Raw genomic sequence first — 26645 nt, forward strand, 5'->3', positions numbered from 1 at the left:
CACCGGGCCACCCGGTTGCCGGGCTGTGTGCCGGGCCGTCCGCCGGCGAGCCGCACCGATGTCGGCACGCCGACGGAGACGTCAGTGACCGTCGTTGCGCAGCGGTCTCCGGCGTCAGCGGTCGCCCATGCTGTGGTCGTCCGAGCCGAAGCCCATCAGGGCGTCCGCGCCGCCCTGCATGTGGTCGTCCGAACTGAAGGCGGGGCCGGCGTGGTGGGCGAGAGGCTGAGCCATGCTGTGGTCGTCGGCGGAGGCTTGAGCCATGCTCAGGAAAGCTGCCGCACCAGTGAGCGCGAGTATGGCGCAGGCCTTCGTGGCGGCCTTGGCTATGGTCTTCGTGCCGTTCATCGTGACTCCTCTGATCGGGGGTGCGGTGCCCCGGCGGGGCGGGGCACCGATGTGACGGTGAGTTGCTCCTGCGGCCGTGATGTGCGGCCGCAAGTGTCGTGCAGAACAGTGGACATGAAGTGACAGGTACCGGTGTCCGGTTCGAGTGAACCCGGGTGCGGGGGCTTCCGCTGCTGCCCCGGCCGCATCCTTGACCCGGTGCTGACGGTTCCTTGGCGTCGGCATTCGGGTCGGCATTCGTGCCGGTTCGTCCCTGCGGGCTGCTGTTCGCGGTCGAAAACAGCCGCAGGGACCGGCAACGACGGCTCCCCCTCCGCGCCGTCGGTGCCGGCCCCTGTCGATCCCCCGTTGCGGCCTCCCCGATCCCCCGGTGGGCCGAAGCCGCCCGGAGGAACGGGTGCCTGGTATGTGCAGGTGGTGCTGGAATTGCCGGTGTTGCTGCTTGCCGGTCCCGCTGTGTGCCGGTCCGGCTGGAGAGTTGTCCGTTTCCCCCGTTGGCTCCCCAGCCCGAGAGGCTTCCCCCGAGGAGAGAACTTCCCCCGTTCCCCCGTCTCTCTCCGCGCCTCTCCGACAGTTCAGTTCCCCCGTTGGTTCCCCCGTTGGTTCCCCCCGTTGGTTCCTTCCCCCGTCCTCCCTCCCCGTGCCCCCCCGTTGGTTCCCCCGTACGTTTCCCCCGTCGTACTTCCCCCGTCGCCCCCCCGGGAGCAGAGCCCTGGGCCGGTGGCCCGGAGCTCTGCCCGGTTACCGAAGACCGGTGGCGGTGGGCCTAGTAGGGCTTCTCGGCGTCTTCCATGGTGAAGACGGGAGCCTCGGTCATGTGATCGTCCATCATGACGCGCTCCGGACCGGTCCCGTGGTCGTCTGCGGGAGACTTCTTCCCGCGGCCGGCCGCGTTCGCGGTGAGCCCCTTCGTGCCGGTGCCGTGGTCGTCGGCCGGTGCCAGTTGTGCGGCGAGGTTGTGCGTACCCGTGCCGTGGTCGTCCAGGGGTGATGCCGCAGGACTGACCTGGGTCTCGTCGCGCATTTTCGTCAACTCCGTTTGCTCAGTGCGAGTCGTTGGTGGTCCGGGAGTATGCGACCCGCCCGGCGACTCCCCCGAGAACCGCCGGACGGGTGCCCTTCCAGGGCTGTTCACCCTAAAGGTGAGGCCTCACCTACGACCCGCCTGCCCCCCGATGCAGCGGATCGACGAACCTCAGCATGGACCCCCGCGATAAACGATCGATGAACGGGCACGTGGAACGGGTTTTTACCGGGGCCGCAGCGGGAATGCGGCCCCGGAATCCACCCCTCTCGTCCCGCCCTAGGCAGCTGTCACCGGAGTGAGGAGGCTGCGGACCTCCGCCGCTTCCGGGGAGCCCAACTGGTCGAAGATGGACAGCGCCTCCGTCCAGCAGGCGTGGGCGCGCCCGGTCTGGCCGAGGGCGTCGAGGCTGCGGCCGAGTACGGCCAGCACGTTGCCCCGGCGCCATTCGCCGCCGAGGGTGCGCAGCACGGCCAGCGCTTGTTCGGCGTGGGCCGCGGCCTGGGCGAGTTGTCCCGTGGCGAGGTGGAGTTCGGCCATGCGGAAGAGGGTCATGCCCTCCCACATGCGCTGGCGGTTCTCGCGGAAGACCGGCATGGCCTCCAGCAGGCTGGCCATGGCTTCCTCGTAGCGTCCGGCCTGGGTGAGGGCGAGGGCGTAGGCGTAGAGGGCATTGGCGTGGCGCCAGGAGACGTTGACCTCGCGGTAGAGGTGGATGGCTTGTTCGGCGAGGGCGAGGGCGGATTCGACGCGGCCGGTGGACAGATGGACCCGGGAGAGGTTGCACAGTGCGCTGGCCTCGCCCGGGCGGTTGCCGTCGGCGCGGAAGGCGGCGAGGGCCTGTTCGCCGTAGATCTCGCCGTCCTCGTAGCGGTGCTGGTAATTGGCGATGATCCCGCGGTTGTTGGAGGCGTAGCACAGCGGGATGGCGTCGTCGCAGAGACGGCCGAGGTCGACTGCGGCGCTGGCGTGGGTTTCGGCGAGCTCGAAGCGTCCGGCGAAGTGGCAGACGTGTGTGAGCACGGTCCTGGCCCGGCCCTCGGCGCGGGCGTCGCCGCTCGCCTGGCTGGAGGCCAGCAGGGCGGTGGCGGCCTGTTCGTACTGGCGGGAGTCGGCGCCGGACTCGGCCAGGTCCTTGGCGACGAGCAGCAGGTCGACGGCGCGGCGCAGGGTGTCCCCGGCGGAGTCGGCGTGCTGGCGCACGCACGCGAGCAGGCATCCGGCCTCGGCGAACAGCCAGTTGCTCGCGGCCGCGGGGTCGGTGAAGGAGAGCCCGGGGTGGGTGGTGGGCGCGAGGTGGGCCCGCAGGGTGTCGCCGGGCCGCTCCAGCACGTACACGCCCGCCGCCGTGGCGAGGTAGAAGTCCAGCAGCCGGGAGAGGGCGGCCTCTCGCTCGGCCGGGGGGTGTTCGTCGCGCTCGGCGCAGGAACGCGCGTAGAGGCGTACGAGGTCGTGGTAGCGGTAGCGACCCGGTGCCGCGGACTCCAGGAGCGAGGTGTCGACCAGCGATTCCAGCACGTCCTCGGCGGCCTCGGCGTCCATGTCCAGGACGGCGGCCGCCGCGGCGAGGGAGACGTCGGGCCCGTCGGCCAGGCCCAGCAGCCGGAAGGCACGGGCCTGTTCCGCAGTCAGCTGGCCGTAGCCGAGCTCGAAGGTCGCGGTCACCGCGAGGTCCCCGGCACGCAGCTCGTCCAGACGACGACGCTCGTCCGCGAGCTTGCGGGCCAGGACCGAGACCGTCCACGTACGCCGCGACGCCAGCCGGGACGCCGCGATACGGATCGCCAGCGGCAGGAAGCCACACGCAGCGACCACATCCATCGCGGCATCGCGCTCGGCGCTCACACGCTCCTCACCCACGATCCGGGTGAAGAGGACGAGCGCCTCCTCCGGACTCATCACGTCGAGGTCCACCAGGTGTGCCCCGGCGAGGTCGACCATGCGGATGCGGCTGGTGACGAGGGCGGCGCAGCCCTCGTTGCCGGGCAGCAGCGGGCGGATCTGGGCGGCGTCGCGGGCGTTGTCGAGCAGGGCCAGGACGCGGCGGCCGTCGAGGGTGGAGCGGAAGAGGGCGGCGCGCTCCTCGACCCCGTCCGGGATGGCCGGGTCGGGGACGCCGAGGGCCCGCAGGAAGGAGCCCAGGACGGCCTCGGGCTCGGCGACCGCCGGGCCGGTGCCCTGGAGGTCGACGTAGAGCTGGCCGTCGGGGAAGTGGTGCCGGGCGGCATGCGCGACGTGCACGGCGAGCGTCGTCTTGCCGACGCCGCCGATGCCCGCGACCGCCGAGACGGCCATCACGCGGCCCTCGGCGGTGGCCAGCTGGTCGCTCAGCTCGTGCACCATGTCCGCGCGCCCGGTGAAGTCCGGGACGGTGGCGGGCAGCTGGGCGGGGCGGACGAAGGTGGGGCCTGCGGAGTTGCGGTCGCCGGTCGCTCCGTGGAGGTTGAGGTCGGCGTCGGCCTGGAGGATGCGTTGCTGGAGTTCGGAGAGTTCGGGGCAGGGGTCGACGCCGAGTTCGTCGGCGAGGAGGCGGCGGGTGTCGGCGTAGACGGCGAGGGCCTCGGCCTGGCGTCCGCTGCGGTAGAGGGCGAGCATGAGCAGTTCGCGCAGCCGCTCGCGCAGCGGGTGGGCGGCTGTGAGGGCGGTGAGTTCGGAGACGGCCTCGGCGTGGCAGCCGACTTCGAGGTCGAGGTCGAGCCGGGTCTCCAGCAGGCCCAGGCGCCATTCCCCGAGGCGGATGCGCTGGGTCTCGGCGTAGGGGCCGGACAGTCCGGCCAGCGGTTCGCCGTCCCACACGGCCAGGGACTCGGCGATCAGCTCGCGGGCGCGCAGGCGGTTGCCGGCGGCGCGGGCCTTGTCGGCCTCTCCGGCCAGCCGCTCGGCGGTGTCGATGTCCAGCCCGCCGGGCGCCACTTGGATCGCGTACCCGCCGGACTCGCTGACCAGGGTGTCGGCGTCGGGGCCGAAGGCCTTGCGCAGCCGGGAGGCGTAGGTGCGCAGCGCGGCCAGGGCCGCGTGCGGGGGCTCCTCGCCCCACAGCGCGTCGACCAGCTCCGGCGCGGTGGCGGTGCGCCCGCCGCGCAGCAGCAGGGCCGCGAGCAGCGCCCGCTGCTGGGGAGAACCGGTGTTGAGCAGTTCCTCTCCGCGCCAGGCGCGGACAGGGCCGAGCACGGTGAAGCGCAGTGCCTGTCCGTGCCCTGTGTCGCCGGCCATCGTGACCCCCTGCCTGTCCTGCTCGGTCGCACCGGCCAGTCTGCCTTGTCCTAGGCGTTTACGTCAGCAGTGGTCCGGCCTCTCCACAAGGCCTGCCAAGGACCGTCTCACCGACCGGATGGCCGGTCGCCCCGCACTCTCCTGACGAACCGTCAGATCGGCGCTACCGTGACGGCCATGGAGAGCTTCCCCACGATAATCTCGGTGGACGACCACACGGTCGAGCCCCCCGACGTCTGGCGGGACCGTCTTCCGGCGAAATTCCGTGACACCGGGCCGCGGATCGTGCGGGCTCCGATCAAGGAGATGACCTTCGTAGGCGGTCGTTTCGCGCCGACTATGGGCGCCCCCGGCGACGCGGGTCCGGTGGCGGACTGGTGGGTCTATGAGGTTTTGCACCGTCCCCTCACACGGCTGGATACCGCTGTCGGATACTCCAGGGACGACATCGGACTGGAAGGGATCACCTACGAAGAGATGCGGCCGGGCTCGTTCAGTGTTCCCGAGCGGCTCGCCGACATGGACGCCAACCACGTGCAGTCCGCGCTCTGTTTCCCCACCTTTCCGCGCTTTTGCGGCCAGACCTTCACCGAAGCGGCCGACCGTGAACTCGCCCTGCTGTGCATACGGGCCTACAACGACTGGATGACCGAGGAGTGGTGCGGTCCTGCGGCCCGCGGCCGGCTGATCCCGCTGGGGATCGTGCCGCTGTGGGACGCGGAACTGGCGGCACGGGAAGTGCGGCGCAACGCGGCGCGGGGCGTCCGGGCCGTGTGCTTCTCCGAGATACCGCCGTATCTCGGCCTCCCCTCGGTCCACACCGACGCCTGGGACCCCTTCCTGCGCGCGTGCGACGAGACCGGCACGGTCGTCGCCATGCACATCGGCTCGTCCTCGCACATGCCGTCCACGTCCGAGGACGCACCGCCCGCCGTCAGTTCGGCCCTCACCTTCGCCAACTGCTGCTTCTCGATGACCGACTGGCTGATGTCGGGCGCCTTCACCCGCTTCCCGGACCTCCGCCTCATGTACGCAGAGGGACAGATCGGCTGGATCCCGTACATCCTCGAACGGGCCGACACCGTATGGGAGAACAATCGCAAATGGGGAGGTGTTGGGGACAAGGTGCTCGATCCCCCCTCGGAGCTCTTCGCGCGGCACATCCACGGCTGCTTCTTCGACGACGCCTTCGGGCTGCGCAACCTCGACGCGATCGGCGTCGGCAACGTCCTCTACGAGACCGACTACCCCCACTGCGACTCCACCTGGCCGCGCTCGCGCGAGGTGGCCGAGGAGCAGATGGGGCACCTGGCGCCGGACGTGGTGGAGCGCATCGTGCGCGGCAACGCGATCGACCTGCTGGGGCTGACGCCGGACGGACTCTGGGCGGGGGCCGCGGCGCGTGGCTGAGGCCACGGGTCTGCGGGTGCTGCCCGAGGGCCTGCTGTCCTACGGGATGCAGCTGCCCGTGCAGTCGCTGAGCGCGCTGTACGCCGAACCGTGGGAGGTCACGGCCGGCCCGGCCGAGCTGCGCGAAGTGGCGTGCGCCGCCGACCGGCTGGGCTTCGCGTACATCGCCACGTGCGACCACGTCGCGGTCCCCGCGCGGCTCGCCGCCGCCATGGGCACCGTCTGGTACGACCCCGTGGCGACCCTCGCCCACGTCGCCGCCGTCACCGAGCGCGTACTGCTGCTCAGCCACGTCGCGGTCGCGGCGCTGCGGCACCCGCTCGTCACCGCGAAGCAGTACGCGACCGTGGACCGGCTCTCGGGCGGGCGGCTCGTCCTCGGCGTCGGCGCCGGACACGTGCGGGAGGAGTTCGAGGCGCTGGGCGTGGACTTCCGGCGGCGCGGGGAGATCCTCGACGAGACCGTCGACGCGCTGACCGCCGCGCTCGGGCCCGAGGAGTTCCCGGAGTTCCGGGGGCGGTTCTTCCGGTTCGCGGGGCTCGGGCTGGCACCCCGGCCCGTACGGGTGCCGAGACCGCCGGTGTGGGTCGGCGGCTCCTCGCCGGCCGCGCTGCGCCGGGCGGCGGTGCGCGGCGACGGCTGGCTCTCGCAGGGCGACCCGCGGGAGCGGCTGCCGGACCGGGTGGCGGAGCTGCGGCGGCTGCGGGAAGAGGCCGGGCGGACGGGACCGTTCGCAATCGGGGCGATCACGGAGCCGCTGTACGTGGGACGGCCGGAGCGGTCGGGGCGGTCACCGTTCTCCGGGGGAGGGGTGCTGGCCGGCGGACCGGAGGAGCTCGCGGAGTCGCTGCGGGCGTACCGCGCGATGGGCGTGGACCAGATCCAGGTGCGGTTCCGCTGCCGCGGAGTGTCGGAACTGGTGGGGCAGATGGAGGCGTTCGCCGGGTCGGTTGCACCTTTGCTCAACGGGTAGGGCGCGGGTCCGGGGGCGGCACGTCATCTGCGGGCGCGTTGTGGCTGGTCGCGCAGTTCCCCGCGCCCCTTCGGGGCGCCGTGGTGAAGTCCGAGGAAGGAGAGGCCGAATGGGCCGACTCGACGAGCGTGTCATTCTCATCACCGGCGCCTCTCGTGGCCAAGGGGCCGAGGAAGCACGGCTCTTCGCCGCCGAAGGGGCGCGGGTCGTGCTGGCGGACGTCCTGGACGAGGAGGGGGCGGCTCTGGCCGCCGAACTCGGAGAGGGCTCCGCCCGCTACGTCCACCTCGACGTCGGCGAGGAAGCCGACTGGAACGCAGCCGTCGCCGCCGCCACGGCGGCCTTCGGGCGGCTTGACGGGCTCGTCAACAACGCCGGGATCGTGCGGCACACCGCCCTCGTCGACACCTCGCTCGACGAGTACCACGAGGTCGTCCGCGTCAACCAGACCGGCACGTTCCTGGGCATGCGCGCCGTGGCGCCCGTGCTCGCCGCGGCCGGCGGCGGGACGGTCGTCAACATCGCCTCGTTTGCTGCTCTGTCGGGCCTGCCCCTGCTCACCGCCTACGCGGCGTCCAAGGCCGCCGTGCTCGGCATGACACGGGTGGCGGCGCTGGAGCTGGCGGCCCGGGGTGTTCGCGTCAACGCCGTGTGCCCCGGAGGGATCGACACCCCGATGACCAATCCGCGGCCGCAGGAGTACGGCCCGGCCATCGAGGAGATGTTCCGCACGATGGTGCCGATGGGGCGGATAGGACAGCCGCTGGAGGTGGCGCAGCTCGCGCTGTTCCTCACCTCCGACGAGTCCTCGTACGTCACCGGGCAGTCCTTCGTCGTGGACGGTGGCTGGCTGTCCGCGGGGCGGATGCCCGGCAGTCCCCCGGTTATTGACGTCCGATGACGCCGGTGCCAGAGTCGCACCAGCTCGATCTGACGGAGCGTCAGAAACAGGGATGGTGACCCCGTGGAATTCGGCATCTTCGTACAGGGCTACGTACCGGCGAGCAGGCGGCGGGCCGATCCCGACGCCGAGCACCACGCACTGCTCGAGGAGACCGAGTACGTCGTCCAGGCCGACCGCTCCGGCTTCAAGTACGCCTGGGCCACCGAGCACCACTTCCTCGACGAGTACTCCCACCTCTCCGCCAACGACGTCTTCCTCGGCTACCTCGCCCACGCGACCGACCGCATCCACCTCGGCTCCGGCATCTTCAACCCGCTGCCGCAGGTCAACCACCCGGTCAAGGTCGCCGAGAAGGCCGCGATGCTCGACCATCTCTCCGGCGGGCGCTTCGAGTTCGGCACCGGGCGCGGCGCGGGCAGCCACGAGATCCTCGGCTTCCTGCCCGGCATCACCGACATGGACGCCACCAAGGAGATCTGGGAGGAGACGATCGCCGAGTTCCCCAGGATGTGGCTCCACGAGGAGTACCCCGGCTTCCACGGCCGCCACTGGGCCCTGCCGCCCCGCAAGGTGCTGCCCAAGCCGTACGGCCCGGCCCACCCGCCCATGTGGTACGCGGCCGGGTCCCCGTCCTCGTACGCCATGGCGGCCCGCAAGGGGCTGGGCGTGCTGGGGTTCAGCGTGCAGAAGGTCGGCGACATGGAGTGGGTCCTCGACTCGTACAAGACCGCGGTCAAGGACGCGGAACCCGTCGGCGCGTACGTCAACGACAACGTGATGGTGACGTCCACGGCCATCTGCGCCGAGACCTCGCAGGAGGCGCGGCGGATCGCCGCCGCCGGAGGCCTCAACTACCTCCAGTCGCTGCTCTTCCGCTACCACGACACCTTCCCCCGGCCCGAGGGCATCCCGCGGTGGCCCGAGCTGCTGCCCGAGTACACCGAGGAGATCGTCGACCTGCTCGTCGCCGAGGAGCTGATGATCTGCGGCGACCCGGACGAAGTCCTCCGCCAGTGCAAGCGGTGGGAGCAGGCGGGCGCCGACCAGCTCGTCTTCGGGCTGCCGGTCGGGGTGCCGTACGAGGACACGATGCAGACGATCCGGCTCATCGGCGAGCACGTCATACCGAAGATCGACACGGATCCGGTGCACCGCACCACCCGCTTCCGCCAGGCCGCGGGCCGCCGCTGAGCGCCCGCGCCCCCAGTGCGCCGGGGCGGCGCCTCCCGGGTCGCCGCCCCGGCTTCCGTCTGCCACCTGTAGGGACGTTCCGTCGAGTGAGAGGAAGCCGCCCATGCTCGACCACCTCTACCGCCGCGTCACCGTCGTCGACGGCACCGGAGCCGCGGCCTACGTGGCGGACGTCGGCATACGGGCCGGCAGGATCGCGGTGATCGACAGGAGTACGTCCGTGAAGGCGCCGGGCCGGACCGGCGAACGCGCCCGCACCGAGGAGGACGCGCACGGGCTCGTCCTCGCGCCCGGCTTCGTCGACCCGCACACCCACTACGACGCCCAGCTCTTCTGGGACCCGTACGCCACTCCGTCCCTCGGCCACGGCGTCACGACGGTCGTCGGCGGCAACTGCGGCTTCTCGCTGGCCCCGCTGCACCCCGGCCGTCCCGGGGACGCGGACTACACGCGGCGGATGATGAGCAAGGTCGAAGGGATGTCGCTCGCCGCGCTGGCGGAGGGCGCGCCCTGGACCTGGTCGTCCTTCGGCGACTACCTCGATGCGCTGGAGGGGCGCATCGCCGTGAACGCCGGCTTCATGGTGGGCCACTGCGCCCTGCGCCGCCACGCGCTGGGCGCGGACGCGGTGGGGGACGCCGACCCCGGTGCCGAGGGGCTGCGGCGGATGACCGCGCAGCTGCACGAGGCCATGGACGCGGGCGCCTGGGGCCTGTCCACCACCCGCTCCGCGACCCACGCGGACGGCGACGGCCGCCCCGTCGCCTCCCGCTGGGCGCGGCCCGCGGAACTGCACGCGCTGGCCCGTGCCGTGGGGCAGCACGAGGGCACACAGCTGGAGGCCATCGTCGACGGCTGCCTGGACCGCTTCGCCGACGACGAGATCGGACTCCTCGTCGACATGACGACGGCCGCCGGCCGCCCCCTCAACTGGAACGTGCTGACCATCGACGCGGCCGTCCCCGACCGCGTCCCCCGCCAGCTCGCCGCGAGCGAGCGCGCCCGCGCGGCGGGCGGCAGGATCGTCGCGCTGACCATGCCCGTCCTCGCGCCCATGAACATGTCGCTGGGCACTTTCTGTGCCCTGAACCTGCTCCCGGGCTGGGGCGACGTCCTGGCCCTGCCCGTACCGCAGCGCATCGACCGGCTGCGGGACCCCGCGGTCCGGGCGGAACTGCTGCGCGGGGCGCGGAGCGAGGAGGCCGGCGTCTTCCGGCGGCTGGCCGACTTCGACCGCTACGTCATAGGCGACACCTACGCGAAGGAGAACGACGGCCTGAGCGGGCGGGAGGTCCGCGACATCGCCGCCGAACGCGGCATGGACCCCTTCGCCTGCCTGGTGGAGATCTGCGCGGCGGACGAGCTCCGCACGGTCCTGTGGCCGATGCCCACGGACAACGACGACGCCAGCTGGGAGCTGCGCCGCCGGACCTGGGGCCACGAGGACGTCCTCCTCGGCGGCTCGGACGCGGGCGCCCACCTGGACCGCATGTGCGGGGCGCCGTATCCGACGCGCTTCCTCGGCGACTGCCTGCGGGGCCGGAAGCTGGTCCCGCTGGAGCAGGCGGTGCGGATGCTGACGGACGAGCCGGCGCGGCTGTTCGGCCTGCGCGGCCGCGGCAGGATCGCCGAGGGCTGGTGGGCGGACCTGGTGCTCTTCGATCCGGAGCGGGTGGACGCGGGGGCGGCGACCCTGGTGCACGACCTGCCGGGGGACGGACCGCGCCTGGACGCACGGGCGTTGGGGGTGGTGAGCGTGCGGGTCAACGGCGTGGAGGCGGTGCGGCACGACGTGGTGACGGGGGCGGTGCCGGGGAGGGTGCTGCGGTCGGGGAGGGACACGGAGACGGTGGGGACGGGGGCGTGACGGAGGCGCGACGGGAAAATTTTGAATCGGGACAAATGGGGTGGGGGTGCGGATATCGCGGCAGGGGTGGGAGAGGGGAGGGCTGCCTGTTACCTGCCGTAACCCGTCATTGACCTTGCAATGCCAGGCCAACGGGCATAGTCGGTCCGGATGTTGAAGGTGATCGGAACGGATCTCGAACCTCCGCATACGGAAACAGCAGCACCTACCGTCCTGCCCATGGTTCAGGCATCCCCACGGCCCCAGGCCGGAGACACGGTGGTGAGCGTGACGGCCCGCGCCGGCGAAGAGGTGCGCGCCAAGGGCCTCGGCGGCAACTCGGTGGGCCTGCTGGGCAGTGCCGTCATCGGGATCTCCACCGTCGCGCCCGTCTACTGCCTGACCTCCACCCTCGGCCCGACCGTCGGCCAGGTGGGGGTACGCACGCCGGCCGTCTTCCTGGCCGGCTTCCTCCCGATGCTGCTGGTCGCCTTCGCCTACCGCGAGCTCAACAAGGCGCTCCCCGACTGCGGCACCTCCTTCACCTGGTCGGTGCGGGCCTTCGGCCCGCGCATCGGCTGGATGTGCGGCTGGGGCCTGGTGATCGCCACGATCATCGTGCTGTCGAACCTGGCCGGGGTGGCGACATCCTTCTTCTATCTGCTGCTGGGCGACCTCACGGGCAGCGATGCGGTGGCGTCTCTCGACGACGACCGTCTCGTGCACGTCCTGACATGCCTGGTGTTCATCGCCGTGGCGACGGCCGTGAGCTATCGCGGGATGACGGCGACGAAGGGGGTGCAGTACGCACTGGTCGGCCTCCAACTGGCCGTGCTGGCCGTATTCGTGGCGATGGCCATCACGAAGGCGCGCTCGGGCGGCCTCCCGGACTCGCTGGACTTCTCCTTCACCTGGCTGAACCCCTTCGGCGTCGAATCGCTGAGCGCTTTCACGGCGGGCCTGTCGCTGTCCATCTTCATCTTCTGGGGCTGGGACGCGTGCCTGACCGTCAACGAGGAGACGGCCGGCAGCGACAAGACGCCGGGTCGTGCGGCGATCCTCGCGATGGTGGTGCTGATCGGCTCCTATCTGATGACGGCCATTGCTGCCCAGATGTTCGCGGGGAAGCGGCTGGGCGACCCGCGCACGGCGGACAACGTGTTCGCGGCGCTGGCAACGCCGGTCATGGGCAAGGGACTCGGGGTGCTGCTGCTCGTGGCGGTGCTGGCCTCCGCTGCGGCCAGCCTCCAGACGACGTTCCTTCCGGCGGCGCGGACGGTACTGGCGATGAGCACGTACGAGGCACTGCCGGCGTGCTTCGCGAGGGTCCACCCCCGCTTCAAGTCGCCGGGCAGGGCGACGGTCTGGGCCGGGGTGGCCACGGGGGTCTTCTATGCGGTGATGAGCTTCCTCAGTCAGAACGTACTGGTCGACACCATCTATGCACTCGGCTTGATGATCTGCTTCTACTACTCGATCACGGCGTTCGCCTGCGCCTGGTTCTTCCGCGAGCAGCTGCGGAGGTCGGCGCGGGACGCCTTCCTCAAGGGCGTCTTCCCGGTACTGGGCGGGCTGCTGCTGGCCGCCGTCTTCTGCAAGACCCTGTACGACATGTGGAACCCGGCGTACGGAACCGGGAGTTCGGTCTTCGGGGTCGGGTCGGTGTTCATCATCGGCGTGGGGTTGCTGGTGCTGGGAGCGGTGCTGATGCTGGTGATGCAGCGGCGCAGCCCGCGGTTCTTCCGCGGGGAGACGCTGACGGCGGGGACGCCGGTGCTGGTCGTGGAGGAGTGAGGCGGGCTAGGCCGCCGCAGTCAGAGCCGCCGCCCGCTTCAGCTTGTTCAGCTTGCGACGCTCCCGCGGCCTCGGGTGACGGACGACCACGCCGCCCATCCCGCCGTTGCCAGTGAGACGTATGAGAGGCGTGCCCGGGAGACGGTCCGGAGTGGTGCCGTCCTTCACGCCGCCGAGACCGGGCTCCACGTCGTCGGTCTGCGCGGCCCAGCCGTCGGGGACGATGACGACGACCCCGGCCATCTGGCCGTGCACCTCCACCTCGACCTCGGGCAGCGTGCAGTCGGCCTGGGTGAAGTCGAGTACGACGCCGCCCATACCGGCGTAAGCGGTCACGTGCGCGGGCACCTGCCAACGCCCCTTGCGCGTCACGCCCGGCAAGCCTCCCTTGAGGACCAGCGTCCGGTTCGGCTCCGGCTCGCCCGGGCCCCACAAGTCGGCGGTCAGCCGGGCGAGGTCCGCGTGGGTCTTGGCCTTCAGCGCCAGCTCCAGCCGCGCATCCAGCTCGGTGAAGTCGAGGCGACCGTCGGCCGCCGCCTGCTGCAGCCGCGCCACCACTGCGTCGCGGTCGGCGTGGGAGGCGCGCTGCTCGTTCCAAGGCGCCGGTTCGGGGGTCTGGGTCTCAGCCGTCATACGAACGATGCTAGGGACGGCGGGCGGTGGCCGCCCTTCGGGAAGACCCTGATGCGCCCCCGAGCCGTCCCCTACGGGCGGCTCGGCCATCACTCTCGACTACCACTCGTCGAGGCAGTCCGCGAGCCGTCGACAGGTGCGGGCGAGGTCGTTCATGCGGGTTTCCGCTGCCTGGGTGCCGGCTTCGCCGACCCGGTAGAGGTCGTCCTCGGCGCGCATGATCAGCGCGGTCCACCGGATCCAGGCCTCGGTGCCGCGTTCGATGCCGTCGGCGCGCCGCTGGGCTTCCCGGACCATGGGCTGGAGGTGGCCGCGCAACGCGGCGGTGATTTCACGGACTTCGCCGTTCCGGGGTGGTCGGGTGCGCTCTTGCAGGGCACGGCGGACGGTCGTGCGGATCGGAGTGAGGTCGAGGGGCGCGGGGTGGGGGTCGCCCGCGCCCTGCGGGAGTTGGAGCAGGCCGGTTACCTGGAGCGCAAGCGCGTCCGTACCGAGGGCGGGCGAGTCGTGACCGTCACGCGGTGGTACGAGCGGCCGGGGGCCACCAGCACAAGCCGCAAGCTTGCCACCCCCGCGAAGCAGCCGCCCGAGCCCCTGCCGCCCGCCGATCCGCCCGCAGCCGAGCTGCTCGCCGGGCTGCGGCGCCGCGACCCGAGGCTGTTGCTGTCCGCGAAGGACGTGCGCCGCCTCTCTCCCGCCGTACGCGCCTGGCTGGACCGAGGCGTCGGCCCGGCCCAGATCGTCCGCACGCTCAGTGCGGATCTGCCCGTCGGCGCCATCACCTGGCCCGCCCGCCTCCTGGCCCACCGCCTCGCGAACTGGCTGCCGCCCGCCCTGCCTACTCCCGCCGCCGAACCGTCGAAGCCGCGGCCCCTGCCGCTGCAGACCTGTGACGGCTGTGAACGTGCCTTCCGGGCCGAGCGGCCCGGGCTGTGCCGTGACTGTCGGACAGCTTGCAGTGACGTGGCCTGAACGGCCGCTGCCAGCCCCCAAATCTTCACGTCACCCGGCGTGTCACGAAGATTTGTGCCGGCTCACATGAACTTCGCCACGTACTCCCCGAACGGTTCGATCCCCACCCCCGCCCGCAACTCGTCCACGCGCTCCGGCTCCTCACACGGCCACGGCACCGGTGCGCCGTCCTTCCCCACCCCCGCTATCTGCGTGCCGTATACCTGCTTGTGGCCCTCGTTCACCAGCACCCGGTCACGCAGAAACGCCATCTGACGAGGGGGCGTTGCGTCCTCCTGTTCCATCAGGCGAAGTGCTCTCCGCTGTACATCCAGTTGGCGGTCCGCGTGCTGAGCGATCAGCCACGCACTTGTTGCCGCCTCCTCACCGACCAACTGCGCCGTCGGCCAGCCGTGCTCGGCCATGATCCGGGCCAGGCGGTCGCCGTGCTGAGCGGTCAGACGGCGCCACGCCAACTGCTCGGCCGGGTCCTCGCTGTTCGCGCCCGGCGACGTCTGCCGGTCAGCCTCCGCCATGCTCACAAGTTCCGCCGACAGAGCGGAATTACGGGGTTCTGTTGCATTCATGGGGGCAACGGTAGGCCGCTTCGACGGCTTCAAGATCGTTCTGCGGGACGGTGACAGGCACCGTTCTCCCCGGCGATAATGGATCTACGCCGATGACTCCCGCCCCAGGAAGATCGGGTTCGTCATCGCCACCATGGCCCCCGGCAGCTCGCTCCCCGGACCCGCCGGGTGCCGTACCTCCGCCCTGACGTACGCCGCATACGACGGCGTCGTCCGCCATTCCACCGTCCCGCCTCCGCTCGGCACCGGGGCCGTGAACAGGGTGCCCTGGTCCGTCACGAACGAGGCCGTGCAGTCGGACGGGACGCCGGACACCTTCAGGCGCGCCGTCACCGGCGCGTCCCGGTCCACCGGCAGCCGTTCGCCGATGCCCGCGTGCGCGCCCCGGCCGCCCGTCGCCTCGAAGGACAGCTGCACCTTCGACGACTCGCAGATCCAGCTGCGGCCCGCGCGGATCGCGGCCTGCAGGGCCGGGCGCGAGAGGTCCTCCGCCAGGACCACCGTCTGGGGCAGGCCCACCACCTGCGGCTCCCGGTGCGCGTCACTGTTGCCCATCGCGGGCAGCCAGCCCCGCCGGTCGCCCCGGACCGCGGCGACCAGCGTGTTGTCCCACTCCGCGATCGTCACCTCGTCGTCCGGGGTGAACGGCCCGTTCCACACCTCCACCGCGTCCGCCTCCGCGAAGCCGAACTTCCAGTTGCAGGCGACGCACGTGGCGTGCGGGTGCGCCGGGACGACCAGGCCGCCCGCCCGGTGGATCTGCCGGGCGATGCGCGGGAAGACGCGGTCGCGGGCGCGGTAGCGCCAGTCGAGGAAGACGCCCGGGTCGGTGCCCAGCGCGACCACGTGGCCGTTGCGCGTGGTGATCTCCTCGCCGGTGAGGATCAGCAGGTCGTCGCCCCACAGGCCCTCCCACGCGCGGTGCGAGGAGTTCGTGTTGTGCTCGGTGGTGGTGATCCAGTCCAGGCCGGCCGCCCGCGCCGCGGCCGCGATGTCGGCGGGGGCGCGCAGGCCGTCGGAGTAGACGCTGTGCAGGTGGTTGTCGCCCCGGTACCAGGCGCGCCCGCGGCCTCTCGCCCGCTGCGGCGGGTAGACGGGCTGCGGGGTGGCGCCCTGTTTCCCGTACCGCAGGGTGACCGTGACCTCGTACGCCAGGCCCTGCGGGGCCACCGTGTACGGGCCGAGGACGACGTGCCAGGTGCCCGGTCTGATGGGACCGGCGAGGTACCCGGGGGTGGCCTGCTCCGCGCTGATGGCGAATTCCTTGCGGGCACCGCCCGACCAGCCGCGGAAGCCGGCGCCGCCGAGTTCCGTGCCGCGCTCGTCGAAGATGCCGATGTCCAGCGCGTTGCCCGGGGTGCCGGGCGGTACCGAGGGCCTCTCGTAGGTGTAGGAGACGGCGATCTCGCGGACGCCGCCGGGGACTTCCACGGGGAGGTGGACGAAGTCCGGAGCACCGGCCGCCAGCCGGCCGGTGACCTTACGGGTCTCTTCGCCGGGGGACCGTGAGCCGGTCCCGTCGGCGTGAGCGAACGTCACGCCTTCGAGCGTAAGCACACTTGCGGCTCCTGCGATAGCCGTCATCTTGAGAACGTTGCGACGCTGCATGGTCGGTCTCCATCCTGAGGCTGCACCTCCACCGTCGTACGCCCGAGTGGCGCCTCGCGGAACAGGCGCCGTCGCACCCGTGTCCGTCCGGGTCATGGCGGCCCGTCAGGGCATACCGTGGGTCACACACGCCCCCGCGACGGAGGTGCCCATGCGGATCGCCACCACGATCTTCCTCACGGACGAGACGATCAGCCCCGTCCGGCTGGCCCGGGAGCTGGAGCAGCGCGGCTTCGCCGGGCTGTATCTGCCGCAGCACACGCACATCCCGGCGAGCCGGGACACCCCCGCCCCCATGGGCGACCCGCTGCCGCCGGAGTACGGGCGGGCCTACGACCCGTTCGTGGCGCTGGCCCAGGCCGCGGCCGTCACGCACCGGATCGGGCTCGGGACGGGCGTCTGCCTGGTCGCCCAGCACGATCCGATCGTGCTGGCCAAGCAGGTGGCCTCGCTCGACCATCTCAGCGGGGGCCGGTTCACCTTCGGCGTCGGCTTCGGGTGGAACGTGGAGGAGGCCGCCGACCACGGGGTGGAGTGGCCGGTGCGGCGCCGTCTGGTGCGCGACAGGATGGCGCTGATGCGGGCGCTGTGGGCGGAGGAGCCGACGGCGTACGTGGGCGAGTTCGGGGCCGTACGGGCCAGCTGGGCGCATCCCAAGCCGGTGCAGGCGCCGCGGGAGCGCAAGGGGGACCTGCCGCTGATCGGGCCGCGCACGCTGCTCGGGGGCGGCGCCGGGCCGCGGCTGTTCGCGGCGATCGCCGAGTACGCGGACGGCTGGATGCCCGTCGGCGGCAAGGGGCTGCGCGAGACGCTGCCGGAGCTGCACCGGGTGTGGCGGGAGGCGGGGCGGCACGGCGAGCCGGAGGTGGTGCCGTATGCGGTGCACCCCTCGGCGGGGAAGCTCGCGCACCTCGCGGACATGGGGATCGAGGAGACGGTGGTGGGGCTTCCGCCGGGTGGCGAGGGAGAGGTGCTGCGGGCGCTGGACGTGCACGCGGAGTTCCTGTGACCGGTGGTCGCACGTCTCGGCCGCAACTCTCCGGAGGGTGCCTCCGTCTGACGTGACGAGAGGCACATGGACCTTCTTCTTCCGCTACGTGTCGCTGTCAGTGTCCGCTCGTATGCTCGGACAATGACTTCCAGCGCACAGGAATCACGGCAGCCGACCGCCAACGCCATGCGGCGTGCGCTCAAACGCGCGCGGGACGGCGTCGCGCTGGATGTCGCCGAGGCCGCGGTCCTGCTCCAGGCGCGCGGTGACGACCTGGCGGATCTGTGCGCCTCCGCCGCGCGGGTGCGCGACGCGGGCTTGGAGGCCGCCGGGCGGCCCGGCGTCATCACGTACTCCAAGAGCGTCTTCATCCCGCTCACCCGTCTCTGCCGCGACAAGTGCCACTACTGCACCTTCGCCACCGTCCCCGGCAAGCTGCGCCGCGCCGGGCACGGGATGTTCATGTCGCCGGACGAGGTCCTGGCCATCGCCCGCCGCGGTGCCGAACTGGGCTGCAAGGAAGCCCTGATCACCCTCGGCGACAAGCCGGAGGACCGCTGGCCCGAGGCCCGCGAGTGGCTGGAGGCCGAGGGGTACGACGACACCATCGCGTACGTGCGCGCGATGGCGATCCGCATCCTGGAGGAGACCGGGCTGCTGCCCCACCTCAACCCCGGCGTCATGTCGTGGACGGACTTCCAGCGGCTCAAGCCCGTCGCGCCGTCCATGGGCATGATGCTGGAGACCACGGCCGAGCGCCTGTGGAGCGAGCCGGGCGGCCCGCATCACGGCTCGCCCGACAAGGAGCCGGCCGTCCGGCTGCGCGTCCTGGAGGACGCCGGGCGCAGCTCCGTCCCGTTCACCAGCGGGCTGCTGATCGGCATCGGGGAGACGTACGAGGAGCGCGCGGAGTCGCTGTTCGCGCTGCGCCGCGTCTCCCGCTCGTACCACGGCATCCAGGAGCTCATCCTGCAGAACTTCCGCGCCAAGCCGGACACGGCGATGCGCGGCATGCCGGACGCCGAGCTGGACGAGCTCGTCGCCACCGTCGCCGTCGCCCGGCACATCATGGGCCCCTCGGCCTGCCTGCAGGCCCCGCCGAACCTGGTCGACGGCGAGTACGTGCGCCTCATCGGCGCCGGCATCGACGACTGGGGCGGCGTCTCCCCGCTCACCCCGGACCACGTCAACCCCGAGCGCCCCTGGCCGCAGATCGACCGGCTCGCCGAGCAGTCCGCCGCCGCGGGCTTCGTGCTGCGCGAACGCCTGGCGGTCTACCCGGAGTTCGTGCAGCGCGGCGAGCCCTGGCTGGACCCCCGGCTGCTGCCCCACGTGCGCGCGCTGGCCGACCCGGAGACGGGCCTGGCCCGCGAGGACGTGGAGGTCCGGGGCCTGCCGTGGCAGGAGCCGGAGGAGGTCTTCGTCCCGTCCGGCCGTACGGATCTGCACCGCGCCATCGACACCGAGGGCCGCACCGGCGACCGGCGCCAGGACTTCGACGAGGTCTACGGCGACTGGGAGGCCCTGCGCGAGGCCGCGGCGCCGGGCATGGCCCCCGAGCGCATCGACGCCGACGTGCGCGAGGCCCTGGCCGTGGCCGCCGACGACCCGACGGAGCTCACGGACGCCCAGGCCCTGGCCCTGCTGCACGCGGACGGCCCGGCGCTGGACGCCCTGTGCGGGATCGCCGACGCCGTGCGCCGCGATGTGGTCGGCGACGATGTCACCTACATCGTCACGCGCAACATCAACTTCACCAACGTCTGCTACACCGGCTGCCGTTTCTGTGCCTTCGCCCAACGCCGCACGGACGCCGACGCGTTCACGCTCTCGCTGGAGCAGGTCGCCGACCGGGCCGAGCAGGCGTGGGACGTGGGTGCGGTCGAGGTCTGCATGCAGGGCGGCATCCATCCCGACCTGCCCGGGACGGCCTACTTCGACATCGCACGGGCCGTGAAGAAGCGCGTCCCCGGCATGCACGTGCACGCCTTCTCCCCGATGGAGGTCGTCAACGGCGCGACGCGCACCGGGATGTCCGTCCGCGAGTGGCTCGCCGAGGCGAAGGAGGCCGGGCTGGACTCCATCCCCGGCACCGCCGCCGAGATCCTGGACGACGAGGTCCGCTGGGTCCTCACCAAGGGCAAGCTGCCGACGGCGACGTGGGTCGAGGTCGTCAAGACCGCGCACGAGCTGGGCATCCGCTCGTCCTCGACCATGATGTACGGGCACGTGGACCAGCCGCGGCACTGGCTGGGGCATCTGCGGCTGCTCGCACAGATCCAGCAGGAGACGGGTGGTTTCACCGAGTTCGTCACCCTGCCGTTCATCCACACCAACGCGCCGGTGTACCTGGCCGGCATCGCCCGCCCTGGTCCGACCACCCGGGACAACCGCGCGGTCACGGCGATGGCGCGGTTGCTGCTGCACCCGCATATCCCCAACATCCAGACGAGCTGGGTCAAGTTGGGCACGGAGGGCGCAGCGGACATGCTGCGCTCGGGCGCCAACGACTTGGGCGGCACGCTGATGGAGGAGACCATCTCCCGTATGGCGGGGTCTTCGTACGGTTCGTACCGGTCCATCCGGGATCTGGTGGCGATAGCCGAAGCGGCGGGGCGGCCCGCCCGTCCGCGAACGACCCTGTACGGGGACGTACCGGACGAGCGGCAGCGGGCTGCCATGGATTCGGACGGGCATCTGCCGGAGCTTTTGCCCGTGTTGGGGGCAGATTGACGGGTGAGGGCTGGATGTGGCTGGTCGCGCAGTTCCTCGCGCCCCTTCGGGGCGCAAGTGTTGCCAAGCTGTCGCCGGCCACCGATCCGGCGGCTACACACCTTGCATAAGGTGTCCCGCATGTCTTGGCCCCAGAACCCGCAAGATCCGCAACAGCAGCCCGCGCAGCCGCAGAGCCCTCAGCCTCCGCAGGGCGGCTTCGGGCCGCCTCCCGTGTGGGGCCCGGACGGCACCGGACATGCGCAGCCGACCATGATCGGGCAGCCGGCGGTGCCGGCACCTCCGCCGCCGCCCGGCGGGGCGTCGGTTCCGCCGCCGCCCGCGCCCGCTCCTGGCCCGGGCGGCCCGGGAGCCTACGGCGGGGCACCGTCGTCGACGGCCCCGATGGCCCCGATCCCTCCGTCGGGCCCGGAGCCCAAGCCGGCGAAGAGCAGGGCGCTGCTCGCCACCGTCGGCGGCGTCGTGGCGCTGGCCGTCATCGGCGGCGGCGTGGCGTACGTCCTCACGAGCGGGAAGAACGACGACGGCAAGAAGGCGTCGTCGTCGGCGGCCTCGCAGGCGCCGTCCGCACCGGCGCAGCAGCAGGGCGGCCAGCCCGCCCCCGACACCAGCGTGGCGCCGCAGGGTGCGTCGGGCGGCAAGGCGCTGGTCGCCGGGTGGCAGACGCAGGTGAACGGTGACCACCACTTCGCCTACGACGTCCCGCCCAAGGGTGACCAGTGGAAGGTCTTCCCGACGGACACGATGATCTCGTACACCGAGGACAACAAGCCGGTCGTCACCATGCGGGGCACGGCCAACTTCCGCGAGGGCGGCTGCTCGTCCAGCCCCAACCCCGACGCGTTCGGCGAGGCCGGCAAGGGCCAGCTCGCCACGGTCGGCACGACCGGCGGCGGCAAGGACGGCACGCTGCAGGAGAACGCCCGCAACTGGGCGGGCAACTGGGGCGTCATGGCCTACGGCGGGCTGAAGAACAAGCCCAAGATCGAGGTCGGCGAGGCGGTGCCGTGGAAGCACAACGGCATCGAGGGCTACACGGCCACGGCCAAGGTGACGATCGCCAACCGGGCCAGTGAGTGCGTGCCGCCGACCGCGATCGTGAAGAGCATCGCGCAGAAGCTGCCGGACGGTACTTTCCACGGCTGGGTGATCTACGCCGACCAGGGCGTTCCCAACGCCCTCAGTGCCGAGCAGATCGAGAAGATCATGGGAACCGTGCGGCCGACCAAGGGCTGACGGCCGGCGCAGGACGCGCGGAAAAGCCCTCTCGGCCCCGGTGGCGGACCGGTCGAGAGGGCTGAGCCGGGTTGAGCCGTGGGAGTCAGCAGCCGCTGACGTCGGCCACGAAGGCGGTCCAGGACTCCGGGGAGAAGGCGATGGCCGGGCTCTCCGGGTTCTTCGAGTCACGGACCGCGATGGCCTGCGGAAGGGGCGAGGCGACCTCCACGCAGTCGCCGTTGGCCAGCGAGTAGGAGGACTTCCGCCAGGTGGTCATTCCCTGCTGAATCGCCATGGTGTTACTCCGATACCTGTGAGCAATGCCTGTCAGTACGCCGGTTTCCCGAGGTGCGATCGACGTTACGCGCCAACATCATGTGGCGAATGGGCTGTTCACTCGACCGGATGGCTTATGTCCAGAGCCTCTTCCCGCAGGCCACGCGGAGGTGTACCGTTCCGCCGCCACGCGGGCGGCCGGGGGGTTGGTCAGGCCGACCAGTCCTCGGCGACACGCAGGATGAACCGCCGCGAGTCCTCCGCATTCAGCGCCTGCATCCGCAAATGCTCGTACATGACGCTGTAGGCCTGCACGTCATTCGGCTTCTCCAGATAGAGGTCGCTGGTGATGCCTTCGAGATAGACGGTGCTGGCGTCCTGCGGGTCGTGGAATTCGAGGATGGAGAACTTCCCGTACATGCCCGGATGCGCGCCCACGTCATAGGGGAGCACCTGCACGGTGATGTGCGGCTGCAGGCTGAACTCCACGAGGTGTTCCATCTGTTCGCGCATGATGGCCTTGTTGCCGACGATGCGGCGCAGCGCGGACTCGTCGATGACGGCCCACAGGCGCAAGGGGTTGTCGGGGTCGGTGATGCGTTCCTGCCGGCGCATCCGCACCTGGACGCGGCGTTCGACGTCCGCCGCGGTGGCCTCCGGCCAGGAGCCCTCGGTCACGGCGCTGGCGTAGTTGGGCGTCTGCAACAGGCCGGGCACCAGCGAGGCCTCGTACACGCGCAACGAGGCCGCATCGGTCTCCAGACCGATGTAGACGCTGTAGGGAATGTCGCCGAAGGCATGCCACCAGCCTTGCTGGCGCGACTCCTTCGCCATCTGCATCAGCGAATCGACAATGCGGTGGTCGTCCACCCCGTACACGCTGCACAGGTCGCGGACGTCGCGCTGGCTGATGCTGCGCCGGCCGTTCTCCAGTCGGCTGATCTTCGACTGCGAAACCAGGAGCCGCTCGGCGACCTCCTCCGCCGTCATACCTTTGAGCTCACGGAGCTTGCGCAGCTCCTGCCCCAATCGGCGCCGCCTTACGGTGGGGTTGACACTGGACGCCACGGGACGCACCTCCGGCTCCGTCATGCTGATGTCTCCTGCCCCGCAGCCTGCCACCCCGGCCTCGGCGGCGCTGGGAAAATGCCGAACCGAAAGTCCGCTTACGCCCGCCCGCCGCCGCCTGCACGGACGGACGCGTACGCGGGGCGGCGGGCCGTCGCCGTCTCAAGGGACGGGCCGGCCCGCCGCCCCGCGTCCTGATGCGGCTCCCGAACCGGGCCATGGGGACTGCGATGCGGTCGAGTTGGAGCGGAGGGTGGTGCGTGCTGATGGTGCCGTCTGTTGCCGTTTGTCGCTGGCTCTTGCTGCTTATCGGTGATCGGAAGAACTGCCGAACCGTTTCACGAGGCGCCCGCACGGGCCATGACGCCTTCGCGGACCGGCTGGGCGGCGGCGGCTTCGGCGGGTGCCGCAGCCCTGGAACGCACTGCTGCCCTGCGGCCCGGGGCGCCGGATCCGCCTGTGGCACCGGCCGTGGCGGCCGGCCGCCGGGGCTGGGCGCCGACGCCGTTCTGCACGTCCATCACGGCGTGTGCCACGAGCCCGCCCATCGGGTCGTGTCTGATCAGGTCCCGCAGCCGGGACCGCGAGGAACGGCCCTCGTTGCCCGGGTAGAGATGCTTGCCGAGGCCGACGGCGTGCGCGAGCGCCGCGAGCGCCGCCGTCCGCGGGTCCGGCGGCACGCCGGTGCGGATGGCGCTGTCCAGCCGGGTCCTGATCTCCCGGCTGATGGCCGTGTCCGTCGCCTGGTAGCGCGTGGTCGGCAGCACCCCGCACATCTGGCCCGCCACGGCATGCACCATGCCGCACCGCTCCAGGTGCGTGAGGTACGTCTGGCGCAGCCCCAGCCGGGGCCCGCCGATCCAGTGGACGGCGCGGACCGGACTGCCACGGCGGCGCAGCAGTTCGAGCGCGGTGTCCAGGGTCGGATCACCTGTCGGCCGTGGGTGCACCACGGCGATACGATCCCCGTCAGGGGCTATCCGTCCGGCCAGAGCCAGCTCCACTAGCTGTGCTCCGGCGAGACCGAGATCGAGCGACTGCGGCTGCGCCGTGGTACCCGTGGCCGGGTCCAGGGCGAGCAGCAGAAGCTCCTCCGGAATTGTTCTGCGGCTCCTGCCCATCCATGCCTCCCCGCGTGGATGAGTGACAGGGTGACCCCTCTCACATTGGTCTGTCGAGAGCGCGTGGTGGCTTCGTGTGGGAACCGGTAGGTATGTCGTCTCGTCTAGCACGTGGGTGAACCCAGGCGGAGCCCTCTGGCGATAGGGGTGCGCATGCGCGCGACGATCGCAGAGGACACTGGTAGACGTTGAGTGAATTCCGGGCCCCGGGGCGCGTTGGCGCCTGCAGGTTCCGGATGTACGGCGCGGGAATTCTGAGGAGGCATCGGTGGCGGGCGAGTCCCCCGACAAGTCGGAGCAGCGGAAGTCGTCGGGGGATCCGGACGTGGGTCGGCCTGCGGCCGGTTCCCGTCCCGGGGCCGGGAGTCCTGCGGACGGTTCCGCTGCCGCTTCGGCTCCCGCCGGGGCGAAGGCCGGGAACGGTGGTCGTCCCGATCCGCGGGTGGCCGTGCGTGACGGCGCGGCCGGTGGCGGCAAGGCCGGTCGCGCCGACGAGGGCGGCGAGGCCGGCAAGGCCGCCGGGGCGGCTGCGGCATCCGGAACGGTGAAGTCCGGTTCGGCCGACGGCGACAAGGCCGGTGCGGCCGACAGCGCCGACAGCGCCGACAGCGCCGACAGCGCCGACAGCGCCGACATCGCCGAGGGCGGCAAGGCGGCTGCGAAGTCCGGCGCTGCGGGCGGCGGCAAGGCCGATCAGGCGACTGCCGTGTTCGGTGCGGTGAAGGCCTCCGAGGACAAGGCCGGCACCAAGGACGACCAGGCGCCTGCGAAGGCCGATGCGGCCGAGAAGACGCCCGCCGCGGCCGGAACCGGCAAGGCTGCTGCGTCCGACACGGCCAAGGCCGATCAGGCCACCGCCGTGTTCGGCGCGGTCAAGGCCCCCAAGGGGGGCGCCGACTCCGATGCCGACTCCGATGCCAAGGCCGATGCCAAGGCTGCCTCCTGGGGTGCCGGTGCGTCCGGCAACGGCAAGCCCAAGGAGGACGCCCGGCTGAAGGCCGCCGTCGCGGCCTGGGTTGCCGAGGCCGAGGACAAGGACGACGCCAAGGCGGCGGCCTCCGGCGACCAGCCCACCGAGCTGATCGAGGCCCCCAAGGCGCCCAAGGACGGCAAGGACGCGAAGGCGCAGGCCTCCGCCGACCAGCCGACCCAGGCCATCAAGGCTCCCGCGAACCCGGACTCCGAGTCCGAGCGCACCAGCCAGTTCGTCCCGCTGAAGAAGGACGACGCCCCGGCGGCGAAGCCGCTCAAGGCCCCCAAGCCCGAGGCCAAGCCCGAGGCCAAGGCCGAGTCGAAGGCCGAGGCCAAGCCCAAGGCTGCGCCCCCGGCGCCCCCGAAGCCGGCGGCAGGCACTCCGGCTCCGGCCAAGGCTCCGGCGGAGCCTCCGGCTCCGCTCGACCTGCTCGCCCAGCTGACGAACACTCCGCCCCCGCCGGAGACCCCGGTGCGCACGGCGGTGCGCCGGGTGAAGATCTGGACGCCGCTGGTGGTGCTCCTCGGGATAATTTTCGTGGTCGTGCAGGCGATGCGTCCGCTGCCCGCCCCGAAACTGGCGATCGCCGCCGACAAGTCGTCCTTCGCCTTCGGAGGCGCCACGCCGCCGCTGACCTGGCCCTCCGAGGGCCAGGCGATCGTGGACGTCGACGGACTCGGCCGGGTCGGCTCGTACGGCGAGATGAAGCCGCTGCCCATCGGCAGTGTGGCCAAGGTGATGACGACGTACATCATCCTGCGCGACCACCCGCTCAAGAAGGGCGACAACGGGCAGCTGATCGACGTGGACCAGAAGGCCGAGGACGACTTCACCAACGGTGTGAAGGAGAAGGAGTCGGTCGTCGAGGTCCACAAGGGCCAGAAGATCTCCGAGAAGGAGGCGCTCGAGGCCGTCATGCTGCCGTCCGCGAACAACGTCGCCCGGCTGCTGGCCCGGTGGGACGCGGGCGGTGAGGAGGCGTTCATCAAGAAGATGAACGACACCGCCAAGGAACTCGGCATGACGAACACCACCTACACCGACGCGAGCGGCCTCATGGAGAGCACCGTCAGCACGGCCGAGGACCAGGTGAAGCTGGGCAAGAAGGCGATGCAGGACCCGACCTTCCGGGAAATCTCCAAGATGACCCAGTACACCTCCACCACCGCCTCCGGGACGGGCTCCGGCGTCGAGTACCAGAAGACGCAGGCCAACTTCAACAAGCTCGTCCCCGCGTTCGGTGTCGTCGGGATCAAGACCGGTTCCACGACCAAGGCCGGCGGCAACCTGCTCTTCGCTGCGGAGAAGAAGGTCGGCGACTCCACGCAGCTGATCATCGGAGCGGTCTTCGGGCAGCACAAGAGCCCGATCATCGACACCGCCACCGACTACAGCAAGCAGCTCATCCTGGCCGTGGGCAAGGAGCTGACCACCACCACCGTCGTGAAGAAGGGCGAGGTCGTCGGCCACGTCGACGACGGCCTGGGCGGTACGACCCCGGTCGTGGCGACCAAGGACCTGACGGCGGTCGGCTGGCCCGGTCTCAAGGTCGACCTGAAGATCACCGCCGGGGACAAGACCCTCCCGCACACGGCGAAGGCCGGTACGCAGGTCGGCGAGCTGACCGCGGGCGGCGGCATGGGTGAGGTGAAGGTGCCCGTGGCGCTGCAGAAGGACCTCGTGGAGCCGTCGTTCGGGTCCAAGGTGACCCGTCTCGGCTGATCCGTTCCGGGCCGTCGGAGCGGCTCCTGGTCCGTACGGGTGGGTGCGGGCCGGGAGCCGT

The 26645-nt window shown here is 71.4% G+C and carries 21 protein-coding genes; 11 read left to right on the forward strand and 10 right to left on the reverse strand.

Annotated features, from left to right (window positions below; translation table 11 throughout):
- Window positions 1-114: 114 nt before the first annotated feature.
- The 3 genes from ACMATS_RS22030 to ACMATS_RS22040 all read right to left on the reverse strand — a co-directional run bounded on the left by ACMATS_RS22030 (window position 115) and on the right by ACMATS_RS22040 (window position 4585).
- Complete coding sequence (locus ACMATS_RS22030) at window positions 115-348, reverse strand: hypothetical protein (RefSeq protein ID WP_390779940.1); 234 nt, start codon at window positions 346-348, stop codon at window positions 115-117.
- Between the two features lie 766 nt (window positions 349-1114).
- Complete coding sequence (locus ACMATS_RS22035) at window positions 1115-1372, reverse strand: hypothetical protein (RefSeq protein ID WP_390779941.1); 258 nt, start codon at window positions 1370-1372, stop codon at window positions 1115-1117.
- A 279-nt stretch (window positions 1373-1651) separates the two neighbouring features.
- Window positions 1652-4585: an AfsR/SARP family transcriptional regulator gene (locus ACMATS_RS22040; RefSeq protein ID WP_390779942.1), complete on the reverse strand. Its 2934-nt coding sequence runs from the start codon at window positions 4583-4585 to the stop codon at window positions 1652-1654.
- Window positions 4586-4762: 177 nt separating this feature from the next.
- Here ACMATS_RS22040 and ACMATS_RS22045 point away from each other — a divergent pair, with 177 nt between their 5' ends.
- The 6 genes from ACMATS_RS22045 to ACMATS_RS22070 all read left to right on the forward strand — a co-directional run bounded on the left by ACMATS_RS22045 (window position 4763) and on the right by ACMATS_RS22070 (window position 12703).
- Window positions 4763-5995, forward strand: coding sequence for an amidohydrolase family protein (locus ACMATS_RS22045; RefSeq protein WP_414168791.1), 1233 nt, complete (start codon window positions 4763-4765; stop codon window positions 5993-5995).
- Window positions 5996-6041: 46 nt separating this feature from the next.
- Complete coding sequence (locus ACMATS_RS22050) at window positions 6042-6968, forward strand: TIGR03619 family F420-dependent LLM class oxidoreductase (protein ID WP_414170762.1); 927 nt, start codon at window positions 6042-6044, stop codon at window positions 6966-6968.
- Window positions 6969-7077: 109 nt separating this feature from the next.
- Window positions 7078-7869, forward strand: coding sequence for an SDR family NAD(P)-dependent oxidoreductase (locus tag ACMATS_RS22055; protein ID WP_414168792.1), 792 nt, complete (start codon window positions 7078-7080; stop codon window positions 7867-7869).
- A 63-nt stretch (window positions 7870-7932) separates the two neighbouring features.
- Complete coding sequence (locus ACMATS_RS22060; RefSeq protein WP_390779945.1) at window positions 7933-9063, forward strand: LLM class flavin-dependent oxidoreductase; 1131 nt, start codon at window positions 7933-7935, stop codon at window positions 9061-9063.
- Window positions 9064-9166: 103 nt separating this feature from the next.
- Window positions 9167-10930, forward strand: a complete 1764-nt coding sequence (locus ACMATS_RS22065) for an N-acyl-D-amino-acid deacylase family protein (RefSeq protein WP_414168793.1) — start codon at window positions 9167-9169, stop codon at window positions 10928-10930.
- A 219-nt stretch (window positions 10931-11149) separates the two neighbouring features.
- The gene (locus tag ACMATS_RS22070) at window positions 11150-12703 is read left to right on the forward strand and encodes an APC family permease (RefSeq protein ID WP_414168794.1); all 1554 of its coding nucleotides are present in this window, start codon (window positions 11150-11152) and stop codon (window positions 12701-12703) included.
- A gap of 6 nt (window positions 12704-12709) precedes the next feature.
- Here the strand turns inward: ACMATS_RS22070 and ACMATS_RS22075 are convergent, their stop codons facing one another.
- Entirely contained in the window at window positions 12710-13336 is a 627-nt protein-coding gene (locus tag ACMATS_RS22075; protein ID WP_414168795.1) for a DUF1707 SHOCT-like domain-containing protein, read from the reverse strand.
- A 99-nt stretch (window positions 13337-13435) separates the two neighbouring features.
- A complete protein-coding gene (locus ACMATS_RS22080) occupies window positions 13436-13795 on the reverse strand; it encodes a DUF6415 family natural product biosynthesis protein (protein WP_414170763.1) in 360 nt (119 codons plus the stop codon).
- Between ACMATS_RS22080 and ACMATS_RS22085 the strand changes: the two genes are divergently transcribed.
- Window positions 13760-14308 carry a helix-turn-helix domain-containing protein gene (locus tag ACMATS_RS22085; protein WP_414170875.1) on the forward strand — a complete coding sequence of 183 codons (549 nt, stop codon included), beginning with the start codon at window positions 13760-13762 and terminating at the stop codon, window positions 14306-14308. The genes ACMATS_RS22080 and ACMATS_RS22085 overlap by 36 nt on opposite strands.
- Before the next feature lie 62 nt (window positions 14309-14370).
- Here the strand turns inward: ACMATS_RS22085 and ACMATS_RS22090 are convergent, their stop codons facing one another.
- Window positions 14371-14874, reverse strand: a complete 504-nt coding sequence (locus ACMATS_RS22090; RefSeq protein ID WP_414168796.1) for a DUF6624 domain-containing protein — start codon at window positions 14872-14874, stop codon at window positions 14371-14373.
- An 84-nt stretch (window positions 14875-14958) separates the two neighbouring features.
- The gene (locus tag ACMATS_RS22095) at window positions 14959-16482 is read right to left on the reverse strand and encodes a CehA/McbA family metallohydrolase (RefSeq protein WP_414168797.1); all 1524 of its coding nucleotides are present in this window, start codon (window positions 16480-16482) and stop codon (window positions 14959-14961) included.
- Window positions 16483-16633: 151 nt separating this feature from the next.
- On the opposite strand from ACMATS_RS22095, the gene ACMATS_RS22100 reads away from it, so the two are divergent.
- The 3 genes from ACMATS_RS22100 (at window position 16634) to ACMATS_RS22110 (ending at window position 21442) form a co-directional block, all read left to right on the forward strand.
- Window positions 16634-17491 (forward strand): TIGR03619 family F420-dependent LLM class oxidoreductase, encoded by an 858-nt coding sequence (locus ACMATS_RS22100; protein WP_414168798.1) that lies wholly within the window; start codon window positions 16634-16636, stop codon window positions 17489-17491.
- A 123-nt stretch (window positions 17492-17614) separates the two neighbouring features.
- Window positions 17615-20206 (forward strand): bifunctional FO biosynthesis protein CofGH, encoded by a 2592-nt coding sequence (locus tag ACMATS_RS22105; protein WP_414168799.1) that lies wholly within the window; start codon window positions 17615-17617, stop codon window positions 20204-20206.
- Between the two features lie 120 nt (window positions 20207-20326).
- The gene (locus ACMATS_RS22110; RefSeq protein ID WP_414168800.1) at window positions 20327-21442 is read left to right on the forward strand and encodes a hypothetical protein; all 1116 of its coding nucleotides are present in this window, start codon (window positions 20327-20329) and stop codon (window positions 21440-21442) included.
- An 85-nt stretch (window positions 21443-21527) separates the two neighbouring features.
- Here ACMATS_RS22110 and ACMATS_RS22115 read toward each other — a convergent pair whose 3' ends face one another.
- The 3 genes from ACMATS_RS22115 to ACMATS_RS22125 all read right to left on the reverse strand — a co-directional run bounded on the left by ACMATS_RS22115 (window position 21528) and on the right by ACMATS_RS22125 (window position 23889).
- On the reverse strand, window positions 21528-21719 hold the full coding sequence (locus ACMATS_RS22115) for a DUF397 domain-containing protein (protein ID WP_390779956.1): 192 nt from the start codon (window positions 21717-21719) through the stop codon (window positions 21528-21530).
- 191 nt (window positions 21720-21910) lie between these two features.
- A complete protein-coding gene (locus tag ACMATS_RS22120; protein ID WP_171081871.1) occupies window positions 21911-22768 on the reverse strand; it encodes a helix-turn-helix domain-containing protein in 858 nt (285 codons plus the stop codon).
- Window positions 22769-23106: 338 nt separating this feature from the next.
- Window positions 23107-23889, reverse strand: a complete 783-nt coding sequence (locus tag ACMATS_RS22125) for a GOLPH3/VPS74 family protein (RefSeq protein WP_390779957.1) — start codon at window positions 23887-23889, stop codon at window positions 23107-23109.
- Window positions 23890-24331: 442 nt separating this feature from the next.
- Between ACMATS_RS22125 and ACMATS_RS22130 the strand changes: the two genes are divergently transcribed.
- Window positions 24332-26584 (forward strand): D-alanyl-D-alanine carboxypeptidase, encoded by a 2253-nt coding sequence (locus ACMATS_RS22130; protein ID WP_414168801.1) that lies wholly within the window; start codon window positions 24332-24334, stop codon window positions 26582-26584.
- Window positions 26585-26645 lie beyond the last annotated feature (61 nt).

This window comes from Streptoverticillium reticulum (assembly GCF_047456005.1).
GTDB lineage: Bacteria > Actinomycetota > Actinomycetes > Streptomycetales > Streptomycetaceae > Streptomyces > Streptomyces reticulum.

What these genes read in the sequence shown, in the direction of transcription:
- ACMATS_RS22030 (WP_390779940.1), bottom strand. Translation starts at nt 348, where the DNA reads ATGAACGGCACGAAGACCATAGCCAAGGCCGCCACGAAGGCCTGCGCC.
- ACMATS_RS22035 (WP_390779941.1), bottom strand. Translation starts at nt 1,372, where the DNA reads ATGCGCGACGAGACCCAGGTCAGTCCTGCGGCATCACCCCTGGACGAC.
- ACMATS_RS22040 (WP_390779942.1), bottom strand. Translation starts at nt 4,585, where the DNA reads ATGGCCGGCGACACAGGGCACGGACAGGCACTGCGCTTCACCGTGCTC.
- ACMATS_RS22045 (WP_414168791.1), top strand. Translation starts at nt 4,763, where the DNA reads ATGGAGAGCTTCCCCACGATAATCTCGGTGGACGACCACACGGTCGAG.
- ACMATS_RS22050 (WP_414170762.1), top strand. Translation starts at nt 6,042, where the DNA reads ATGCAGCTGCCCGTGCAGTCGCTGAGCGCGCTGTACGCCGAACCGTGG.
- ACMATS_RS22055 (WP_414168792.1), top strand. Translation starts at nt 7,078, where the DNA reads ATGGGCCGACTCGACGAGCGTGTCATTCTCATCACCGGCGCCTCTCGT.
- ACMATS_RS22065 (WP_414168793.1), top strand. Translation starts at nt 9,167, where the DNA reads ATGCTCGACCACCTCTACCGCCGCGTCACCGTCGTCGACGGCACCGGA.
- ACMATS_RS22070 (WP_414168794.1), top strand. Translation starts at nt 11,150, where the DNA reads ATGGTTCAGGCATCCCCACGGCCCCAGGCCGGAGACACGGTGGTGAGC.
- ACMATS_RS22075 (WP_414168795.1), bottom strand. Translation starts at nt 13,336, where the DNA reads ATGACGGCTGAGACCCAGACCCCCGAACCGGCGCCTTGGAACGAGCAG.
- ACMATS_RS22090 (WP_414168796.1), bottom strand. Translation starts at nt 14,874, where the DNA reads ATGAATGCAACAGAACCCCGTAATTCCGCTCTGTCGGCGGAACTTGTG.
- ACMATS_RS22095 (WP_414168797.1), bottom strand. Translation starts at nt 16,482, where the DNA reads ATGCAGCGTCGCAACGTTCTCAAGATGACGGCTATCGCAGGAGCCGCA.
- ACMATS_RS22100 (WP_414168798.1), top strand. Translation starts at nt 16,634, where the DNA reads ATGCGGATCGCCACCACGATCTTCCTCACGGACGAGACGATCAGCCCC.
- ACMATS_RS22105 (WP_414168799.1), top strand. Translation starts at nt 17,615, where the DNA reads ATGACTTCCAGCGCACAGGAATCACGGCAGCCGACCGCCAACGCCATG.
- ACMATS_RS22110 (WP_414168800.1), top strand. Translation starts at nt 20,327, where the DNA reads ATGTCTTGGCCCCAGAACCCGCAAGATCCGCAACAGCAGCCCGCGCAG.
- ACMATS_RS22115 (WP_390779956.1), bottom strand. Translation starts at nt 21,719, where the DNA reads ATGGCGATTCAGCAGGGAATGACCACCTGGCGGAAGTCCTCCTACTCG.
- ACMATS_RS22125 (WP_390779957.1), bottom strand. Translation starts at nt 23,889, where the DNA reads ATGGGCAGGAGCCGCAGAACAATTCCGGAGGAGCTTCTGCTGCTCGCC.